Origin of the sequence: Bacillus sp. FSL R5-0560 (assembly GCF_037966305.1) — a bacterium.
GTDB classification, from domain to species: Bacteria; Bacillota; Bacilli; order Bacillales; family Bacillaceae; genus Bacillus; species Bacillus mojavensis.
Window position 1 is genome coordinate 2,036,163 of record NZ_CP150195.1, and the last position, 21,501, is coordinate 2,057,663.

Genomic DNA, 21,501 nt, shown 5'->3' on the forward strand with positions numbered 1-21,501 from the left:
GCAGGTCTAACTGGTGGACATAGATCGTAAAAATAATCCCTTCAAAATTTGAAGGGGGAATGATACATATTTAAGAAGTATGACCTCTACTAGCAACTTCAAATGAATGTCCGTCAGTGGAATAACCAATACTTGCTGTATGTCCTCTGCGTGCTTCTTGGACATCTTTTTGAGTGTTAGTTAAATAAATGCTTACAAATCCAATTAAAACAATGGCTAAAATAAAGACAGATGCATCTTAAGTTTCATAAAGACAATCCCCTCTCTGAATTTGTTTACGGGCATAAAGCACTTTCTCATAATAAGCAACAGCCACTTTATGGTCTTCTTTTTCATTGTAATACTTCGCTGCATCTGCTGCTAAATCCTCCACGTCTGAAAACATTGACTTTAATTCTAAATAATTTAGAATCGAATCTAATTTTCCTTTGTCGTTATCTACATATAGGGCATGAATGAATTCAAACATTTTGGCCATGATCTCATCGTTTAAATCTTCGGACAAAGACAGACCATGTGCACACCAAGAAATTCCCTCGGAATGATTTCTCATTTTAAATGTGGTTTTTGTCAACATAAGTAAGATGTCTAATAAACGATTTGAGTGCTCATACCCATTATCCTGGTATACTCTAATACCCTCCTTAAAGTACTCAGCCGCCTTTTCATAAGCTTCCTCAGCAAATGAACATAAGCCAAGATTGTACAGAGATGATCCGATTAATCGTGACATATCGATTTTTCTTGCTTTATCTAGAGCATCTTTAAAATGAGGGATCGCTTTTTCAGGGAAGTCCATATCCAAATAGTTTAGACCGATGACAAATGAGCATTGAATAACTCTTACAGTGTAGTTTTCATGTGCTTTATAACTATCGATTGCTTGAACAATGTGATGCATCGACATATGAGTTTGCTTCATATGATAATAAATTTCTGCAACTTTGTAGTGGAATTCTGCTCGTTCAATCTCATCTGCAACAAGTGATAATTTTCTCTCGGCTTGCTTATAGAAGCTTATGGCATTAAGATATTCGTATTGTTCAAATTCATACATTCCACGGAAAAAGTTAAAATAATATTCAAGAATTCCTTTCAAATCAGTTTGAGGACTTTCGATCTTTTCTAATAAATCTGAAATTTTAGGGAGTTCTTCGTTCATTGTTTTTGGTTCAAGGTAATCCAGCATCAATTGATGGCGAAAACACATGAGAGAATAGTAAAGCAATAAATCTTGGTCTTCCTTCATATGTCTTATTTCTTCCTCGACCTCAGCTTTCAATATTTCCGAATCTGGGACACTAAACAATCTTATGTATTTATACCACTCATTTATTTTCACTCCGACCGACATTAGAAGAAGAGATCATCTGCTCCAACACAAGCCCTCCTATATGAAATATCTAAATATGTAATATTTTATCATATTTAGATGAATAAGGAAGATCAATGTTATCTTAAAAACGAAAAAATACCCTCCTCAATTAAGAGAACGTAGGGGTTTATTGTGCAGATTCGTAATCCATTGCTTGTTCACTGTCAGAAATGCCTTGAGTTGTGGGGTCAACCACAATTCCCATTGCAATTAAAAAAGTTAGAAGTGCATTAAATTTCTCTGTCAAATTGTCAACAAATACAATCAAGTCATATATCGTACACGAATAACATGCTTATCGTAAAAATTAAAAAAGAGTTTAAAAAGGCGATAAACATAAGGATATATGCTAATTTGATTGGTGAATAGGGATTAAACGATCGTAAAACATAAGAGAGAGTAGAGGGAAGTGGCTGCTTTAAGTAAATATTGAAGAAATAGGAGGAATTATAAGAGAGAAAAACATTGGCACTATACGGTTTTACGATAGCGATTACGATGTAGAATAGGGTGATTTTTTTGAGGCGGAATTAGGAAAATGAAAATTTGGGTAGGGTGTGGAATGAAAGTGCTATAGGCACGTTTGTTTGTTTTTGAGTATTTAGATGTAAATATGCCCCCATATATTTGGTAGTTAAATCTCCATATAATAGCTCTTATACCTGCATTTTAGTTAAATATAATGGATATGATCTGATGTTTTATGAGTGCTTATATAAATGTGAAAATCAAGAATGTTTTTTAAAAAAACAAAATGATTTCTGGCTTGAGTAGAGTTTTCGTAACAGGAAAGATGAAAACGAACACTTATTTTATACTTTTATAAGAAATAGTTGTTCTGATGAAGCACTGCATATATTCAATCTTGTCTTTAATAATGAAGATGGAGAGTCCATCGTTTTTCATGTATGGAGGCTTGTATTTTAAAGACGAACCTTATACAGCAATCACATCAATGGTATGATCAATTACTTATATTGCAGCTAAGGGTGAATCAGTCGAGACCATTGAGGATCTCAGCGAGTAACAGAAAAGAAGGAATTAGGGAAAGTTGATATTGCATTTGATTTCTTACTTATGAGACCACATAGTGGAAAACTTTTCTTTTTAAATAAGAATAATAGAAGGGAGCAGCTCCCTCTCTAATGGCTAAAGTTTACGACCTTCATAATATGCTGTCCAAGTTCCATCGCTGTTTTTATTGATTCTTTTCAGGAACCAAGTGATTCCTTCCGCATCGGTATGCGTATTAATAAAGATGCCGGAGTCATTTGTTTCTTCTTTTGTATAAAGTTTAGCTTTGAAATCACTTGAAGCAACACTATTATTTTCAGAATGTGCACCATCTGGACTAGCAGCAAAAGCAGGGACAGCTGATACCAGCAAAGCAAGGGATAAAGCAGAACCAGCTAAAACTTTTTTCATTCTCATTTTAAACACTCCTTTTGTTTTTTAATACACTTGTATTTTTACATGTAATACAAAAATATCCAAGGGATTTTTTGTTAAAATTTGGTGAACTTCGTTTAAATATATAAATCCGCCCAGATGCCTGCTGCTCTAAATGCGGCTGCACAAGGGTGTTAAGGAGGAAATAGCGTGAAAATAGGAGGATCTCCTCAACAGAAAGTAAACCATGTGCATTATGCTTTAGAAAACTGATACATATAAAATCTATGAACAATCCAACATAGCTATAAAATTTCTCTGTGTGATACAGAAGATAGAAAGTATTTTCACAAAGTAGATATGAAAAACATGGCTTCATTCGTTTTAAAAACGATCAAAAGAGATGTATAGGAGGATGCGCAATGAACACAGCATTCAGAGTATGGGACGGCGAGCATATGCATTATCGGGATGATAAAGGAAGGAGCCTAACCATCGATGGTGAGTGGGTATTGCGTCGTCAGTGTAATGGTGTTTTGGTTTGTGTCACCAACAGCTCTACAGCGGCACTTATGACGGAAACTAATCAAAGAGTAATATGAAAATAATGTATGCGGGTGAAATCGTCAAGCAGAAGGAAACGGAGCTATGGAATCCATACAGGGCGGGAACATTCATCGGAGAAATAAGATTGCTGGAAGGCTATGGTACATCGTTAACGAGAAAAAGAAAGAAGCACGTCTGTTATTTTCGAAGACAGCAACAAACAAAATTATCGGCGATATTATCAAAATCCTGAGTTATTGAAGGGCGCGGTCGAAGATATTATTTGTCCTAGCTGCGGCGAAAGTGAATTAGAACTATGGGCATATGGATATTTACAAATGTTCTGAATGCGGAAGACGATGAAGTTAAAAAAGGGAGCCAGAAGCCCCAAATTACGATCTTATATTCGTACACCTTCGTAGTGGCCAATCCAATGTCCTTCCGAGACTATTGTAATACTTTTTAAATCCAGCGGATTCCGTCTTTTTCAAATGTGTTGGCAAAAATACCTGTAGTGCTAGGCAGATCCCATGTGATAGCTTGAGCTTTAAAATCATCACTTACAACAGTTGCTATTTTCTGATCCGGGCTTGTACTTGCAGCGAACGCTGGAGATGCTGAAACAAGTAAACCTACAGATAATGCGACACATGTTAATGCTTTTTTGTAACTCATGTAAAATCCCCCATTTCTATAGTTTTTTTCTACAACCACATTATATGGTTTTGTGGATTAGGGAAGCGAAATTGTTTCCATATATATATGGAAATTGTGTGTCGGTTAATGTCATTTGGATGTGGATATTAAGATGTTTATAGAATTATTTCTATTGAAATCTGTAAGGGGGGTTTAATGACGATTACAGTATGAATAATAAGAAGCTATAGCGATTTTTGATTTTCACTTTGGGATCACATGGTCAACAGATAGAGGAAGTACTGTTCCTTAAAGACAATCTCCTTATTTCAGCTGAGTATAGGATACATTTAAACCTATAAAGAATAAAAATAAAATAGATGTGGATGGCATATGAGTGATAAAGACGAATCTGCATAGCAACTACGTAAATGAGATTATTGGTGAATATTATGCTGCTAAAGGATATTCAGTCCAGAGCATGGATCGTCAGGAAAATGGCCAACTAATTATTGTTGTGCAGCGAGAAATAGAGGAAATGGAACCTGAGAAAGTTGATATTGCATTTGATTTCATACATAAGAGACCAATAGAAAGGGGCACTTAGCATAAAAAAGGAAAAGAGTTAAAATTCTTTTCCATGAGGTGTTTTCCTTAACCGATTCGCAATAAGCTTCATTAAGTTTACTGCAATAATACCAAAACAATGATCAAAGCGATCTCAAGTAAGATGAAGGAGTTGATAAATACCTAGCCTTAGAGCTATAAAGATTGCTCCTAAGACAATTAGAGATTTTTTAGAGAAATCCTCTGAATAGGTAGCTGCTTTAAATAATGAATTTGAAAACGAAACAAGAGTAAGGGTTTGATTCGAAGGCAATCGCATAAAAACATTTGAAAAAGAAACTGTTAGATACTATACGACAAGCTGAACAAGTCTAAATTAAAAGATAGTTTTTTAACTAAACATATAAGGATGGATCGTTATCGGAAAAACACACGTATCGATAACGATCATAGAAGGATGGTTTAGTTTCTATGGCGGCGTCTTTCTTCGAAGTGATCTGGATACTCATTCTGTTTTGATTTGGACTTGAATATAAACCTTACAGCAGCTAGTGTATAATCCATGACTTTATAAAAAGTCCAATTCGCAAAATAATTCAGAAGAAATCTCATTACATTTCACGTCCGAGACAAAATGTACAATCTCTTGAAAGGCATAGTATGAAGTGCCGTTCATTATTAAAAAGTGAAATGAAATATAGGAAACTAAAAAGGACTTAAAAAAATCACATTAGATTACATCGTTTTATTGTTGTCTTTTGGATTCATCCTTCAACTTCTGCGCATTGTAACAGGAAGCTTATAAGCGTCAATCGCTTTTCATCTAGCCTTCCTCGAAAATTCTCGGTTCTTCGTTCTGCAGGAGGATGATCGCTTTATTACCTATGAAGAAATTGTTCCAGGAACAGGAGCGCTGTTTGTGATCTTTTTTATGTTGCTTATTGTCGGTACGCTGCTATTAATATCTGTTGCAATAACTCGCCGAAATGCTATTCAATGGTTTAAGAATAAGAAAGATACCCAAGGTGTTTGATTTCTGAATAAAACAGCAGTTTTAATGAGACATAAATCTCTTGGCACAATAAAGGGAATAGTACGGAGAGATTGCCATGAAAATCTTAAACTTTATAACAGAAAGATTAAAATCAAAGATGTTGGAATAAGCCTACTCTGACAAGGGATAAAGGCACTTGTTATACAAGATGAAAAACCAAGTAAGCATGCTGATGAAGGGCGTGCTCTTTTTGAGGCTTAAAAACTGGGTGGATATTATATTAATAAAAAAATATTTCACTCTGATATGCACATGGATTACTAATAAAGTGAAATAAATACATACTTTACTGAAAATAACTTTCGTGAATATAATATTATTTGAGTGTTCTTTTTGTTGTGCAGGACAGAAAATTAAAAAATGAAGGAGGGATGGTTAACAGGTACTACTGTGTGAAATGTTCTAAAACCATTAAAAGTTCATATGAGTTATTGGTGTTCGATCAAAAAAATGATCCTTTTATGCCTCTTACAGAATATTATGCAGACTGTGTAAAAGATATTCTGTGAACACTGCTAAGTCATATTTAAATCGGTTAATGACATGGGTGGGAGTGGCAAGTACCAATCAATTACTTGAGATGAAGTGGGATAGTAATCCTGAGATGGTTCGTGTGGCAGTGGAGTATTATTTAATGGATAAGTTGGGGTGTAAAGTTGCTGCGGAGGACTCTATTTATATGAAAACCTCACTTACAAGAGTCCATTAACTGTAAAGTCCTTTCTTTCTGCAACGAAATCATTTTATAAATTTACTTGTAGAGCAAGGCTTTATAAATTTGATAACCCTTTAATTGATATTCAATCAGTTATTAATTCGGCATATTTTAATAAAAGTGGAGAACATTTAGATGCTCCACGGATGCCGGAAATAAGTGGTACAGAGGAACCGATTTCCTATAGAAAGATCACTGATTCGTATTTCAAAATGGGGGCAAGTGAATGGGAGCCGCACATAATTAATGATTCATATCTTCCGGAGGACATGCAGTAGGTTGGACACTCCGAGAAAGAATTGTTACCCTCATGCTTTTCGAGACAGGTGCCAAAGTATCTGAGGTTGTAGAACTTTTGATTGGAGATTATCGAAAAGCAAAAAGAGAAACGGAAGCAATGACATTTAGCAAGGGAAGTTATGGAAAACGTGTGAAATACATTCAGTTTAGTCCGAATACAGCAAAATTATTGAAACATTATATAAATCATGAACGCATTAAATACACTAAATGTTCTAAAAAACTAAATGACTTGAATGATAATGTTCTAATTTTTGTAAATTTTCGCGGAACAGGTTTGAAAAGAGAAGCATGGTTTTATCATTGGAATAAGGCTATGAAATACAACGGTCTAAAATTAAATCTCCATAAAGCAAGGCATTGGTTTGTTACAACCAGAATGAAAATGATTTACGAGAGGGCAAAGGATGAAAGTGAATTTCATAGGTATAAAGAGCAGCTGATTGTTTATATGTGGCGTCACCAGGATACTGTTAAAGCTTATGAACATTACTTTAATCAAGAAGAAGTGCGCCTCATCCAATTAGATATGCATGAGAAAACGAAACATAAATGTACATTGGGACTGTTGCAGCCCATCTATGCTAGCATTTCTTTTTCCCTGCTCCCTGATATTTGTAAAGAAGAGGAACTTACTCAGGCAAATGGATTATTAGATGCTACCATTCGCCTTATGAGCTTTATAGCTCCCGAAGCTACATCTTTGTTACTACTAGTAAGTCCTATACATTTTATGTATGTATTTTCATCTATTATGTTCTTTATCAGTTTTCTTTCACTATTACAGATTCCTATAAGAAGTACAGAAAAAGTGGCTACCTGGTCAAAAAGGTTTTGGTGGGCTGAAATGAAGACAGGATACGGTATATTCTTCAAGTATCCTTTTCTCTTAAAATTGTCTCTTCTTTCCTCCACCGTCCAGTTTGCAGTAGGAACAGCAATGGTTATTGGTATTCCGTTTATAAAAGGAGAACTTAACGGTCACTCATGGGAATATGCCATCTTTTCTGGTGCTTTCCCAATCGGCTATGCACTCGGAATGGTCTTACTTACGCGGGTTCCTAAAACACCTCAAACTATGTATCTTGGTTTAATAGGAGGAGGTCTCTCCTTTGTCCTATTATTCTTTGTTCATTCCATACCGTTAGCTTGGATATGTGAGTTATTCGGAGGGGATTGCTTTTCCACTTTTTAATGCTCAAAGTGCAGCCGTTTTTCAGCGTGAAGCTCCTAAAGATCGCCTACCCCAACTTAGTGCTGTACGTTTGCTCTTTCTCCGAATTACTATGCCAATAGGCATAGTGTTCGCATCGTCATCTTTCTTACATATGAATATAAGGCAGACATATGGAATTGCCGGTTTAATAATTATCTTACCAGGATTATTCTATTTATTTTCTTCACTGTTTCAAAGCAAACTAACAGTGAAGAAAGAGAAGAAGACAAGTTGATTACAAGAGTAATGTTTTAAAACAATAATTCCTCTTGAGTAGGTAGTCAGTTGATATTCTCTACCTACTCTTATGTCTATATTTTTTGTTGCTATCCAAATTTAAATCAAAAATCTTAATAATCTATTTCTTAATATTGATATAAGCACCCTCAATAACAGTTATTTGGTAAATATTGTATCACCATGACCCATTTTTACACGTATCTCGGCTGAACCCCCCTATGGTCCTGTTCAATGAGATTGTTCAAATGCTTGATTGTACAATGAGTTGTATTTATATAAAAGCCTTGTTCTCTTAATTTTTTAATGCGCAAAATAATGCTGGTGCTTTGTCTGTAGTGAGAACCGCTGGTTCTCCAAACGTTTTAACCAATCTTTTCATAAAGGCATAGGCAGCCTGATGATCCCGTTTTTTACGAAGTTGAATATCCAATGTGTGCCCGTCTTTATCAATTGCATGATATAAATAACATAATTTTCCTTTGACTTTTATATAAGTTTCATCTAGTTTCCAAGATAATTGAACGTTTTTATTTTTCTTCTTCCAAATTTGATAGATAAGGTTTCCATATTCATGAACCCAGCGCAGGATGGTTGTTGGGTGAACCGATACACCACGCTCTTTCAAGATTTCGGATACATCACGATAGCTTAAAGAAAAACGGCAATAGTAGCCGATGGCTACCAAAATAATATCCTTTTTAAACTGTTTTCCTTTAATATACCCCATATATCATTCTCCTGCTCACACTTTTTCTACAGGTTATCTCAGTTTAAAAATCTCTGCAACAGAACCCTGTTTGCAAAATAATATCATGATGATAATGCTTCCACTTAAATAAATTTCACTTTTCCATACTGATCACGCACCTTTTTAAAAGTGATAGTATCAGTATGTCCAAGATTTAGAAATTACTTGCAATTATCTTAAAATTTCCGCGCCAGAACCCTAAAATATGCCATAAATATACAAACCCTCTTTACTAACCATAATGTTCCATGTTAATATTAACCATGTAAGAGATATGAACTATGAAATCCTCTATTATTTAATCTCTTAATATATGAGATTAAATATTATTGATGAATATGAAGTGGGTAGTTAGTGTGCTATTATTCAGCTTCTCTTATGGAGGTGAACAACTTTGTCCTGCTCGGCAGGATAAAGTTTATGAAAGGAGGTGATAACTATGCAATGGAAAAATCAAATGGAAAATCTTAATGCAGCTACATATAATCCGGTAGGTAGTGTATTATCTGAATTGACAGATACTGAGATGGATACAGTAGCTGGTGGTGCTCAAGCGCTAGGCTTTACGGATGGTAATTGTCTTACTACCATTACGGCTGATTGTACGCCTTGGCTATGGGGATGTTAGTGCAAACTTAAGGAATACCTTACTTTATTCTAGAGCAAGTTGATTCACAGTAGTAACAAGGAGGTGATAACTATGCAATGGAAAAATCAAATGGAAAATCTTAATGCAGCTACATATAATCCGGTAGGTAGTGTATTATCTGAATTGACAGATACTGAGATGGATACAGTAGCTGGTGGTGCTCAAGCGCTAGGCTTTACGGATGGTAATTGTCTTACTACCATTACGGCTGATTGTACGCCTTGGCTATGGGGATGTTAGTGCAAACTTAAGGAATACCTTACTTTATTCTAGAGCAAGTTGATTCACAGTAGTAACAAGGAGGTGATAACTATGCAATGGAAAAATCAAATGGAAAATCTTAATGCAGCCACATATAATCCGGTAGGTAGTGTATTATCTGAATTGACAGATACTGAGATGGATACAGTAGCTGGTGGTGCTCAAGCGCTAGGCTTTACGGATGGTAATTGTCTTACTACCATTACGGCTGATTGTACGCCTTGGCTATGGGGATGTTAGTGCAAACTTAAGGAATACCTTACTTTATTCTAGAGCAAGTTGATTCACAGTAGTAACAAGGAGGTGATAACTATGCAATGGAAAAATCAAATGGAAAATCTTAATGCAGCCACATATAATCCGGTAGGTAGTGTATTATCTGAATTGACAGATACTGAGATGGATACAGTAGCTGGTGGTGCTCAAGCGCTAGGCTTTACGGATGGTAATTGTCTTACTACCATTACGGCTGATTGTACGCCTTGGCTATGGGGATGTTAGTGCAAATCTTAAGGAATACCTTACTTTATTCTAGAGCAAGTTGATTCACAGTAGTAACAAGGAGGTGATAACTATGCAATGGAAAAATCAAATGGAAAATCTTAATGCAGCCACATATAATCCGGTAGGTAGTGTATTATCTGAATTGACAGATACTGAGATGGATACAGTAGCTGGTGGTGCTCAAGCGCTAGGCTTTACGGATGGTAATTGTCTTACTACCATTACGGCTGATTGTACGCCTTGGCTATGGGGATGTTAGTGCAAATCTTAAGGAATACCTTACTTTATTCTAGAGCAAGTTGATTCACAGTAGTAACGGAGTGGTGATCCGTTTAGGTTTGACATGGATTCTATCGGAGGGCATTCTGCTAATATTATCGAAGCATTGTAAATGGTGCTTGCTGAGTATATAGCTTGAAATGCCCTCCGCTCCATGTAGTTGTGTCAATTATCTACTTCTAAATTGGGATACAGCCGAGATACATGTAATTTTGAGTCATAACCTTAATTATATTTTCAAACTGACTTAAAATCAAGGTTTTCTCTATAAATTTTGAACTTGTTTTTATACAATTGAAACGAAGTGTTTTCAGTAGCTAACTAATGGATGATTAAGGTTAACCCATAATAGACAAATTCTTTAATAAAAATAGACGAAACAATATTTATAAGCTCACTAAATCGCCTCTAGAAATAAAAGTAAGTCTATGACCTATTTTTACACGTATCTCGGCTGTATACCTAAATTATAGAAAGGTTGTTTTATATAGTGATAAATACTAGTGAAAAGTTAAAATTTTGGTCAAAATTTTTCTATGATAAAGAAGAGTATTTGGAAAAGAGCCTAAAAGAGGTGTCCAATCTAGAAGTTGGGACCATTATAAATTTGCAGAAAAATGATTTAACATGGAAATATCAGTGGGAAGAGTTGTTGAAAGGCTCGGTGGAAGACTACTTTTCTACTACTCCGCCCGTATTTTCAGGATTCGTTGAACGTTTTTTATTACTCGCTATTGATTTATTGGAAAAGCAGGGAACAATTCGTGGTTTAGCTTCTCATATTTTACATACAAGTAATTCTTTTTTTAAAAGTCTGCTACCTTCTTTATTCCAAAGAATCATAGAGTTTAGTTACAAAACTTTAATATTGGAATTAAATGTATTAAGTGATCAAGGACTTCTACAAGGAGAAACTTCAGAAAAGAGGTACCAGTACTTTGAAAATTTGCTACATGACAAAGAGTATTTAAGACAATTGGCCAATGAATACCCTGAGTTAATTCGTACATTGCTTCGTATAACTGAAAAATGGGCAGCCCATGTTAGTGAAGTGTTAAATAGGTTCACGGCTGACTATTCGAAAATTGTTTCACATATGCCTGAGGTCAAGCAGTTTGGCAAGCTTGTTCGGCTACATATTGGTGTAGGCGATACTCACGATGGACGAAGTGTAACGATGTTAGAGTTTACGACAGGATGCAAATTGGTATATAAACCCCGTTCACTAAAGGTTGATAAAGGATATTATCGAATTCTGTCGTGGATGCGACAGTTTGGTGTTCCGTATATGAAAATAATAGAAAATATAGATTGTGGAAGTTACGGTTGGACAGAGTTTGTGGAGTTTTCTGAGTGCAAATCCCTTGAAGAAATTAGTGAATTCTATAAAAATATGGGCGTAAACTTGGCTATGATGTACATGTTTAACGCTACGGACTTCCATTATGAGAATATTATTGCGCATGGATCTAGCCCTGTTGTAATTGATCTAGAATCTTTGTTTCATCGTCATATAAGTACGAAGAAATTTGAACATGACGCCAATGGTCATGCCTATGAAATTCTATATTATTCTGTTATGTCTTCTGGCATGTTACCACAGTATATTTACAACTCAGAGACGTACTCAGGTTTTGACATTAGCGGTATTTTTGGATCTGGTGGAAAAAAAGTACCGAATGCAGTGAGTCTCGTTGACAGAGGAACGGATCGAATGAGGTTAGAAAGAAGTATGGGGGAATCAGGAAAAACTCATAATCTTCCACATTATAATAATGAAGTTGTAGATAGTTATCGATATATTAATGACATTGAACAGGGTTTTGCTCAAGCATACAGGATTATGATGGAGAATAAGCACAGACTGAAAGAAATGATTCGAGAGTTTGATGACGTTAGAGTTAGAGTGATAGTGCGAAATACTAGAGCATATGGTGAACTAATGCGTACGCTATATCATCCTGATTTATTGCGAGACGAATTAGATCGTAAAGTTGTTTTGCATCGATTATGGTTGCAATGCTTAGCTGATCCTAAACATTTAAAATTTGTTCCCTACGAGATGCGCGATATTGAAGACGGAGATATCCCTATCTTTTACACCTGTCCGTCTGAAAGAGATGCTTGGGCATCTAATGGTGAACGAATTCCGCAGTTATTTGAGCAATCAGGTATAGACATTGTAATAAACAAAATCGATAAAATGGGCGAGAAGGACTTAAAAGAACAGTTGCAATTACTAAATATGTCTGTTTTAGCATCTAAGCCTGACCTTTATTCCTATCGTATTCCTGAAATTCAATTAAAAGATTCAAACGATGTGCTAGGGTCTAATTGGAAAGCCGAGTATGTCCGATTAGCTACTTCAATTGGAGAAAGTTTGGTTCAATCGGCAATTATACCTTCGAATACTGCAGCTGATGATATAACATGGATTGGTTTAGTAGCCAGTGGTGATGATGAGAGAAAACTGAGACTAATTCCAGTAGGAAATGACCTTTATAATGGGAAGGGTGGAATTGCTTTGTTTTTGGGTTATTTATCTGAACTGACTGCAAATAACCAATATAAAAATATGGCTCGAAAAGCATTGCAGCCGTTGTTAGAAATTATGAGGGATAAGTGCAGATCAAATGCTGTATCGTTAAACATTGGAGCATTTGAAGTTGGTAGCATCGGTGGTGGCGTATTTGCTACTTATCAGTTGTCACGCTTATGGAATGATGAAGAGTTACTACAAACTGTTAAAGAATACCTTCCTTATTATTGTGAACTCGTTGATATAGACACCGCATTCGATTATATAGGTGGTGCAGCTGGAGCTATTGATGTACTTTTACATATATATCATGGAACGGGTTGGACAGAGGCGTTGCAAGGTGCGGAGAAATGTGCGGAGCATTTGCTTCAGAATGCACAAACATTGCCAGATGGTAGTATGGCTTGGTTTACGACACCGAATCGTAAGCTCTATGTGGGGTATTCTCACGGCGTATCTGGAATTATTGCTTCATTATCATCGTTATACAGGGTAACTCAACGTGCAGAGTACATTGAATATATTGAAAAGGGATTACAGTATGAGCGTGCAAACTATTGTGCTGAATTGAAAAATTGGGTTACTCCTAATGATACTGCAAGGGTTACATGGTGTCATGGTGCGCCGGGCATATTATTATCTCGACTACGATTGTTGGAAAATGGATATTGGGACGCACATATTGATCAAGAAATTAATATTGCTCTTGAAACAACTCTTAAATTAGGTTTTGGGACAGAACCTGTTTATTGTCACGGCGATTTTGGACAATTAGAAATATTACTTTATGCTAATTCAGTTCTTGATCGTAATGAGGATACTATCAATGTAGTCAGAGCGTATCTGCTCAGACTTCTAAATGACCAACCATGGAATAACACGGGGGTCCATCGCGCTTTTGATATTAAAGGATTAATGGGTGGTCTGTCGGGTATTGGATTTGGTCTATTAAAGCAGGCATTTCCGGATAAAGTTCCTAACATTTTAAACTTGGAGAATGATAAATTCTTCTCTGCTATTTCTGGATAAATTGTGTTATCATAAATCAAAGTAGAAGGGAGAGAATGTAATGGCTCGTCGGCGTGTACCGTATGTCGAGCAGATGCATCAGTCGGAATGTGGACTTTGTTGCCTTGCTATGTTATCAGCCTACTATCAAAAGGAAGTTTCATTATCTAGACTACGTGAAAGGGCGGACGTTGGACGGGATGGTACAACACTATTGCAATTAAAGAGAATTGCTGAGAGCCTAGGCTTTGGTGTTAAAGCTTATCGCATTGAACATATTGATCAATTAAAGCAGGTTTCTTTACCAGCAATTCTACATTGGAACCAAGGTCATTTTGTAGTTCTTGAAAAGATAGATAACAATGATGCTCGTATTGTTGACCCACGTTTTGGAAGAATCAAGCTGTCATTAAAGAGCTTCAGCGAGCAATTTACTGGATTTTTGATGACAATGGATTTAACAGAACGACTCGACGTTGAGAAAGATCAGAATGTTTGGTTAAATTCTTTAGTCTATGTAAAATCACATAAAAATCTGTTTGTATATGTTCTTCTTATTACACTGGCTTTGCAAGTCATAATAGTAGGTATGCCGTTATTCATGAAACATGTTATTGACGAAATTATGATTCCGAAAAATTCGAGTTTATCTATAACGGTTTTTATATCTATAATCAGCTTTCTACTTGCATACATGTTAATTACATTCGCGCGCAGTCGTGTTTTGGTTCGATTGCACAATGCTTTGGATTATGAGATGCAGACAAGCTTTTTCTCACATTTATTGAAGTTGCCTTTACCGTTCTTCTTATTACGTTCGTATGGGGACATGCTTTTTCGAATGAATAGCTTGGCCACAATCCGAAATCAGCTCTCAGGCACTCTGATTACAGGTATATTGGATGGCTTCATGTTATTTGTATTGTCTGGTTATATGTTGTTCATATCTCCATTGCTTGCGATGGTTGTATTTTTGCTGGTAAGCATAAATATTTTGTTGGTCATTTTCACTAAACGCTATGTAGCAGAGATTAATCAGCAACAAGTGGTGGCAACGACAGAGGTGCAAGCTGTGCAGACAGAGATGTTGTACGGTATTATGGGAGTAAAAATATCAGGGACAGAACAGCAAGTTTACTCCCAATGGCTTAATAAATTCAAGCATTTATTGCAGGTGTACCGCCGTAAGGAAAATTTGAATAGCTACATTACAACAACTAGCAATGGATTGCAGTTTATGTCACCACTCATTGTGCTAAGTATCGGCGTTCTGTTAGTTACTGGTAAATACAGTTCTATGACGGTTGGTGAGCTTGTCTCATTTCAAGCAATTGCGACGCTACTTTTCACTACATCATCAAGTCTTATGAATACGATAAACTCATATATTCTTACGACTACTATTTTGAAAAGAACACATGACGTGCTGGAATCTCCAATTGAGCAGAATGAAGGTAAATTGCAAGTAAAAGTAAGAGGAGATATTAGACTATCACATGTCAGCTTCTCCTATTCGAAGTATAGTCCGAAGGTGATAAACGACATTTCTTTACATATAAAGCTAGGGCAGAAGATAGCCATTATTGGACAATCTGGTTCTGGGAAATCGACTTTAGCTCATTTGATGATTGGGTTATTTACACCAACCTCGGGGGAAATATACTATGATAATCATGAAACCTCGGATTTGGATATGCAATATGTGCGTAAACAGATGGGAATAGTGCCACAGGATATATCATTACTCAATCGTAGTATTTATGATAACATTGTCCTACACCAGGATGGTGTAACTATGGATGAAGTAGTGCGGGTGGCAAAAGCAGCGAATATTCACGATGAAATTATGGCGATGCCGATGAAATATCAGACAGTTTTGGCTGAAATGGGCAGGAATATTTCAGGAGGGCAAAGACAACGAATAGCTTTGGCCAGGGCACTACTTAATAATCCAACCGTACTAGTATTGGATGAAGCAACGAGCGCTTTGGATCATATAAGTGAAGCGCGGGTAGATGAATATTTATCTAGTATTAATTGTACACGAATAGTGATAGCCCATCGGTTATCGACGGTGATGAATAGCGACATGATCATTGTTTTGGAGAATGGGAAGGTTTGCGATGTAGGAAATCATAGTCAGTTGTTACATACTTCAAATTATTATCAATATTACTATAAAAAAATGAGTTCATAGCTGATTTTTCTTTGCAGGCTGTTCTTAATGAATTCATGAAATGAGGCTGTACTATGTACTTATATTGTAAGGAGTGGGACAATTGAAAACGGTACTATCGGTGCAACACCTAACGAAAGAAATCAAGGGCAAGTTGATTGTGCAAGACATATCATTCGATGTGGTAGAGGGAGAGATTATTGGACTACTTGGTGCGAACGGAGCGGGCAAGACAACCACTATGAAGATGATAGTTGGTCTAAGCACAATAAGTGCCGGGGACGTGAAGATTGCAGGTTACAGTATTAAGAGTCAGTTTTCTAAAGCACTCTTCAATGTAGGGGCAGTGATTGAAGCACCTGCATTCTATCCTTATTTGAGTGGATACGAAAATTTACGTCAATATCAGCGTTTGCACAAAAATGCGAGTAAGGATTGGTTGCTAGAGGTAGCCAATCTAACCGGTATAGAACATGCGCTTAAGCAGCGAGTAGGCACGTACTCCATGGGAATGAAACAACGCTTGGGAATTGCACAAGCACTACTGCGAAAGCCAAAGTTGCTTGTGTTAGATGAGCCGATGAATGCACTTGATCCTTCTGGTGTCCGTGAAACCCGGAACTATTTAAATAAAATTGCGGCAGAGTTGGGCGTAGCAATTGTGATTTCCAGTCATCAACTGTCTGAGATTGAGCAGATGGCACGCCGAGTGGTTATTATGCAGAATGGCTGCTTAGTGACAGAGCAGCGGATTGATGATGGGTTAAATGATGGGGAATTCTGTATCACTCTTCACATTGATAATGTTGAGCTTACAAGCGAAGTTGTGGTTAACTTGTTTGGGGATGATTATCATGCATTGGATTATATGCAGACACAGAAATTATCTAACGGTTTGCATACTATGACAGTAGCTATTGATGAAGGTCAAGTTCCAAAGCTGATTCGGGCATTGTGTGATGCCGGGGTGGAAGTTCATCGGGTGTTGTCGGCACATACGAGTTTAGAGGATAAGTTTTTAAAATGGACAACTGCGCGCGGTGAGGTGAGTTAAATTGTTATGGAATGAATGTTTGAAGATAGTGAATAAAAGAATCTTTATTCTTTCACACATTGGTTTTATTGTGATGACGGTACTGTTCTCTTGGGCATACACCAGTAATCTCAAGGCTGATGATACGGTGGCTCAAATGGTAAATGCTTTGCTTGGCTTATCGGGAATGCTTGTTATTCTACCTTGGGCAATTGTTTTGTCACCTCTTATTTGGACGGATGAGTATCAATATGGTACTCTGAAACAACTGTTCCTGCATACGTCCTCGCGCACACGGTTGTATGTTGCAAAAATTGCTTCGATGATTTTGCTCATCATTACGAGTGTTGTTAATATATTCATTGTTTCTTTGTTAGTGAATCTTCTGATGGCTCCAAAAAACATACAATGGGGCGACATGACGGATGTTATATACTCTATCGGAGCAATCGTATTGCAATGTTGCCTATATGCAAGTCTAGCATCCTTGATTGGCGTGTGGACGAGATCAGCTGCTATCGCAGTAGGCGGTAGCTTAGTGCTATACTTTTTACAAATGATATTTGGAGGTAGTCTCTTATCTACATCATGGACACACATTCTATTCATTCATCATGATGATTTAAGTGTTTATTGGACTACGTCACAATATAAATCGGAATTAGTTGGCTTACCTATATCGTTAGCGATAGATATCGCCTATATTTTGTTTATCTTTGCAATTGGATTATGGTTGTTCGTCAAAGAGAGAGGAGCAGACTAAACATAAAACGGAGCTAAGAATGAGCAAAATAGGATACAGTTATGTCATTTATGGCGATACTCGGGATAACTGTATGGAAGACAAAATAATGAATGTGAAACTGAAAGTAGCCAATAATGATAAGTGACAATTGGTTACGCTAGTCCAATAAACCAGCAGCAGTCTAGGTCTAGAAATATGTGATTTTAAAATTGTTGCGAAACTAGGCGTTGCATACAGAAAGAAGAATATAAACCCAGCTTGTAGAGAAAACGATGTTTTTTCTACAAGCTTTTTTGTTTCTTTAGATGCTTATTGTATTTTAGATACAGAAAAAGGCTCCCACATATCTATCCCTGCTTGGATAGGTATGTGGCAATCTTCTTCATGTTCTGGCATGCGGCTGTGAGGAGAACTTGTTCGCTCACATTTCGTTGTCCCCTCAACCTGTAATAGCGAAGCCCATGCAGCTGTTTTGAATCTGCAAAGCTTCGCTCTATTTTTCTTTTCTTTTTTTGTAGAGGTTTTTTCCTGAAACAGACAAGCGATTTTGTCTGACCTTTTCTTTATGGTATTCCCATACATCACTTTCTGCCGATTCTTTGATTTTGTACAGTTTTCAAGCATGAGGAACATATTTCAGGATTTGATTTGTATGACCCCGGTAGCCTTTTCGGTCAGTTGTTGAGTATGTAAGTGTTTGGTGATTTGGACAAATGTATCTGTCTTGTTCACTGTCATAATGAAATTTCCATTTTGGAAACAAGCCTCGGATAGGGTGATAACGTCTATGTGCGATGACACCAAAGATTTGTCGGTCAGATAATCCTTTACAGATTGGAGTCGTTAAATATCCGGAATCAAGGGCGACAGCTTCTACTTGAAACCCAAATCGTGCGATTTGGTGATCCAATCGGTCAAGATAGGGCATAGAATCATGGACATTTCCAGGTGTGACATAGGTATCTGTGATAATGTTGTATTTCATATCTGTTGTGCGGTGTCTAAATAGAAAAAACCTTCTGGTTTGTTTTCACGATACAGATATCCACTTTCCGGATCTGTTGTACTATGGCGGATCTCTTTTTCAGCTTTTACCTCCTCTTTGATTGTTAATGGCTTTTTTCCGTGTTCCTCCCGATCCTCTTGAATGGCTTCATTTAAATCCTTGATATAGTTTTGGGTATCCTGCGCAATTGTTTTTCTTGTGTATGTATGCTTGTTGGCATTGGCTTTCAGATGAGTTGAATCGGTGAATAGGACACGTCCGCCCACCATGTCATGATTGATGGCCTGGAGAACGATCTCATCAAAAATGTCTTGGAAGATGGTTGTATCTTTAAAGCGTGTGCGTCTGTTCCAGTTGTTTGGTGGAGTGGTGCGGAACCGGACATTGATATTCAGTCCCAAAAACCATCTGTACGCCATATTGTAGTAAATTTCTTTTTCGAGCTGTCTTTCTGAACGGATAGCGTAGAGGTAGCCGATAAACATCATTTTGAATAAAATTAGCGGATCAAGTGAGGAGCGGCCTTTGTTTTCGCTGTAGTACGGCTTTACCTTTTAAATGATAAAAGAGAAGTCTATGTATTTATCAATTTTTCGAAGCAGATGATCCTCTTCCACAAGTTGGTCGAGAAGAACAAATTCAGCTGCGTTTTGAGAAGAATTTCTTGTGTGCAAATGAGAAAGACACCGTCCTTGTAAGTCTTTCTTTTATTTTATTACATGAGAATGGATATTTTAAGAAAATAAAGGCTGTCGAAATTTTCTCAACAGCCTGATTATAAACCCAGAGTTACAAGAGTTTTTGAAAATAGGAAAGGCAAGGCGATGAACACATTTACAAAATGACGAGAAAAATGACAAAATTGTAAGAATACACGAATATTTGTAAGGAAGTTCGATGTTTTCCTTTTTCTTTTTTTATTATAATGAAAAAAAAGAAAGAAGAAGGAGATGGAAATGTCATACTCATGGTGATACCTATTTTTATGAAAGTAAAAAAAGCGTGGGAGGGGAAGTAAGATGATGTTTTCTCAGCTCGCGTTTAAAACATTAGTCGAAATATACGTACGTATGCCGCTTATTTTTCAAGTGAAAACGTCATGTTAGAGTAAGAAACAGTACATTCACATATTTAAGAAGTAGTTAAGTCTCATTTAAACCTTTTTTTCCATAATAAAATTATAAACGTACAAGAAGGTTGGTATTTTTAGATGAGTACAATAATCAAAACTATTCATGTAATGAAGGTATATGGCAATCAGTTATACACCTTACTATAAAGGAGGGATTTGAAAATGTCTTTTTCTCAATTCAATATTGATATTTTTCGAGCAATTAATGATTTAGGTAAACAATATCCATTCCTAAACTCAGCCATGGTATTTTTGGCAGAATATATGGTATATATTTTGGCTTTAATTATTATAGCTTATTGGTTTACCGGATCCAGAAAAAGTAGGATGATGGTTATTCAAGCGATGGTTGCTTTTGTGATTGCTGAGGTGATTGGAAAAATAGCAGGGAAATTTCATTTGAATTATCAACCGTTTGCAGTATTGCCTGATGTTAATAAACTTGTCGATCATGCTGTAGATAATTCATTTCCTAGTGACCATACGATTCTCTTTTTTTCGATTTGTTTTTCATTTTGGCTTGTTCGTAAAAAGACTGGATGGTTATGGCTTATACTTGCATTTTGTGTAGCGATCTCTCGTATTTGGGTAGGGGTTCATTATCCTTTTGATGTTGCAATAGGGGCTTTAATAGGGTGTGTTTCAGCGTTATTTTCGTATTGGTTAGTACCGAAATTTTCTTTTATCAAGCAATTGCTTACTCTATATGAAAGAGTAGAGAAACGTGTTTTACCATCCAAAAACAAATCAAAGGAATTTTGAGTATACAAGTTAGCGTGAAAAATACAGATGCTGACGACCTATATATGGGATGTATTCATGTTGCAGCTGTTGCTGAACAAATTAAAGAGCAACAACGAATGAAGAAGGCTTCTTAATCTTGTGTGTTTGTGGGTGTAAGCACCCAGGTTTTAGGAAGTGTTGCGGTTCTCTTTCTTTACATCAATTAATTCCGAAATATACAATAAAAGTTGATTTTGGAGTTTTTTGTTTACTTCACTTTTTTTCGGCGCTCTACAGCTAGATGGCAATTACTTTGACCACAGCAAGACTTTATCAATTTCTTCTTTAGTGTTTAAATTGATGTTAGGCAGCGTTTCAAACAAATAATGAATATAATGATAGGGACTTAGATTGTTCTCTTTTGCAGTTTCCATCACACTATACATGATGGCACTTCCTCTAGCACCTCACGGTGTATTTTAGAACATCCAATTCTTCCTCCCGATTACAAAGGGGTACTGACGGCAAAACGCGGATTTTGTACGTTAATATATTTTCAAGGAGATGAAGCTCTGATTTTTATAGGGGTTCTGTCGCGAAGTTTTGTTAAGGTTAAGTGGTGCCAACAAAAAGTTGTACATTGTATGCGATTGTTAGTAG

15 protein-coding genes and 6 pseudogenes are annotated in these 21,501 nt (G+C 36.5%); 14 read left to right on the plus strand and 7 right to left on the minus strand.

The window, feature by feature from the left end:
* Positions 1-238: 238 nt before the first annotated feature.
* The 3 genes and pseudogenes from NST56_RS10800 to NST56_RS10810 all read right to left on the minus strand — a co-directional run bounded on the left by NST56_RS10800 (position 239) and on the right by NST56_RS10810 (position 2,806).
* Positions 239-1,379, minus strand: a pseudogene (locus tag NST56_RS10800) (aspartate phosphatase).
* Between the two features lie 123 nt (positions 1,380-1,502).
* Positions 1,503-1,643, minus strand: a complete 141-nt coding sequence (locus tag NST56_RS10805) for a phage holin (RefSeq protein WP_339181934.1) — start codon at positions 1,641-1,643, stop codon at positions 1,503-1,505.
* A gap of 881 nt (positions 1,644-2,524) precedes the next feature.
* On the minus strand, positions 2,525-2,806 hold the full coding sequence (locus NST56_RS10810) for an LCI fold-containing protein (RefSeq protein ID WP_010334364.1): 282 nt from the start codon (positions 2,804-2,806) through the stop codon (positions 2,525-2,527).
* Positions 2,807-3,186: 380 nt separating this feature from the next.
* Here NST56_RS10810 and NST56_RS10815 point away from each other — a divergent pair.
* A pseudogene (locus NST56_RS10815) lies at positions 3,187-3,657 on the plus strand (YopX family protein).
* A 115-nt stretch (positions 3,658-3,772) separates the two neighbouring features.
* Here the strand turns inward: NST56_RS10815 and NST56_RS10820 are convergent.
* Positions 3,773-3,985 (minus strand): LCI fold-containing protein, encoded by a 213-nt coding sequence (locus tag NST56_RS10820; protein ID WP_010334366.1) that lies wholly within the window; start codon positions 3,983-3,985, stop codon positions 3,773-3,775.
* 358 nt (positions 3,986-4,343) lie between these two features.
* Here NST56_RS10820 and NST56_RS10825 point away from each other — a divergent pair, with 358 nt between their 5' ends.
* From NST56_RS10825 to NST56_RS10835, 3 genes and pseudogenes are all read left to right on the plus strand, one after another.
* Entirely contained in the window at positions 4,344-4,553 is a 210-nt protein-coding gene (locus NST56_RS10825) for a hypothetical protein (protein WP_010334367.1), read from the plus strand.
* 672 nt (positions 4,554-5,225) lie between these two features.
* A pseudogene (locus tag NST56_RS10830) lies at positions 5,226-5,546 on the plus strand (CPBP family intramembrane glutamate endopeptidase); the annotation flags it as partial.
* Between the two features lie 1,034 nt (positions 5,547-6,580).
* Positions 6,581-7,777, plus strand: coding sequence for an MFS transporter (locus tag NST56_RS10835; RefSeq protein WP_339182173.1), 1,197 nt, complete (start codon positions 6,581-6,583; stop codon positions 7,775-7,777).
* 461 nt (positions 7,778-8,238) lie between these two features.
* Here the strand turns inward: NST56_RS10835 and NST56_RS10840 are convergent.
* Positions 8,239-8,765: pseudogene (locus NST56_RS10840) on the minus strand (IS6 family transposase); the annotation flags it as partial.
* Between the two features lie 460 nt (positions 8,766-9,225).
* On the opposite strand from NST56_RS10840, the gene NST56_RS10845 reads away from it, so the two are divergent.
* The 9 genes from NST56_RS10845 (at position 9,226) to NST56_RS10885 (ending at position 17,998) form a co-directional block, all read left to right on the plus strand.
* A complete protein-coding gene (locus tag NST56_RS10845) occupies positions 9,226-9,414 on the plus strand; it encodes a plantaricin C family lantibiotic (protein WP_010334371.1) in 189 nt (62 codons plus the stop codon).
* Positions 9,415-9,486: 72 nt separating this feature from the next.
* Entirely contained in the window at positions 9,487-9,675 is a 189-nt protein-coding gene (locus NST56_RS10850) for a plantaricin C family lantibiotic (protein WP_010334371.1), read from the plus strand.
* A gap of 72 nt (positions 9,676-9,747) precedes the next feature.
* On the plus strand, positions 9,748-9,936 hold the full coding sequence (locus NST56_RS10855; RefSeq protein ID WP_010334371.1) for a plantaricin C family lantibiotic: 189 nt from the start codon (positions 9,748-9,750) through the stop codon (positions 9,934-9,936).
* Positions 9,937-10,008: 72 nt separating this feature from the next.
* Complete coding sequence (locus NST56_RS10860) at positions 10,009-10,197, plus strand: plantaricin C family lantibiotic (protein WP_010334371.1); 189 nt, start codon at positions 10,009-10,011, stop codon at positions 10,195-10,197.
* A 73-nt stretch (positions 10,198-10,270) separates the two neighbouring features.
* Positions 10,271-10,459: a plantaricin C family lantibiotic gene (locus NST56_RS10865; protein ID WP_010334371.1), complete on the plus strand. Its 189-nt coding sequence runs from the start codon at positions 10,271-10,273 to the stop codon at positions 10,457-10,459.
* A 510-nt stretch (positions 10,460-10,969) separates the two neighbouring features.
* Positions 10,970-14,047: a type 2 lanthipeptide synthetase LanM family protein gene (locus NST56_RS10870; RefSeq protein ID WP_339181940.1), complete on the plus strand. Its 3,078-nt coding sequence runs from the start codon at positions 10,970-10,972 to the stop codon at positions 14,045-14,047.
* A 40-nt stretch (positions 14,048-14,087) separates the two neighbouring features.
* The gene (locus NST56_RS10875; RefSeq protein WP_339181943.1) at positions 14,088-16,223 is read left to right on the plus strand and encodes a peptidase domain-containing ABC transporter; all 2,136 of its coding nucleotides are present in this window, start codon (positions 14,088-14,090) and stop codon (positions 16,221-16,223) included.
* Between the two features lie 82 nt (positions 16,224-16,305).
* Positions 16,306-17,256 carry an ABC transporter ATP-binding protein gene (locus tag NST56_RS10880; protein WP_010334374.1) on the plus strand — a complete coding sequence of 317 codons (951 nt, stop codon included), beginning with the start codon at positions 16,306-16,308 and terminating at the stop codon, positions 17,254-17,256.
* A gap of 1 nt (position 17,257) precedes the next feature.
* Positions 17,258-17,998 (plus strand): ABC transporter permease, encoded by a 741-nt coding sequence (locus NST56_RS10885; protein WP_339181946.1) that lies wholly within the window; start codon positions 17,258-17,260, stop codon positions 17,996-17,998.
* A gap of 329 nt (positions 17,999-18,327) precedes the next feature.
* Here NST56_RS10885 and NST56_RS10890 read toward each other — a convergent pair.
* A pseudogene (locus tag NST56_RS10890) lies at positions 18,328-19,660 on the minus strand (IS1182 family transposase).
* Between the two features lie 620 nt (positions 19,661-20,280).
* On the opposite strand from NST56_RS10890, the gene NST56_RS10895 reads away from it, so the two are divergent.
* A complete protein-coding gene (locus NST56_RS10895) occupies positions 20,281-20,880 on the plus strand; it encodes an undecaprenyl-diphosphatase (RefSeq protein ID WP_010334377.1) in 600 nt (199 codons plus the stop codon).
* A 269-nt stretch (positions 20,881-21,149) separates the two neighbouring features.
* Here NST56_RS10895 and NST56_RS10900 read toward each other — a convergent pair.
* Positions 21,150-21,356: pseudogene (locus NST56_RS10900) on the minus strand (transposase domain-containing protein); the annotation flags it as partial.
* Between the last annotated feature and the right edge of the window lie 145 nt (positions 21,357-21,501).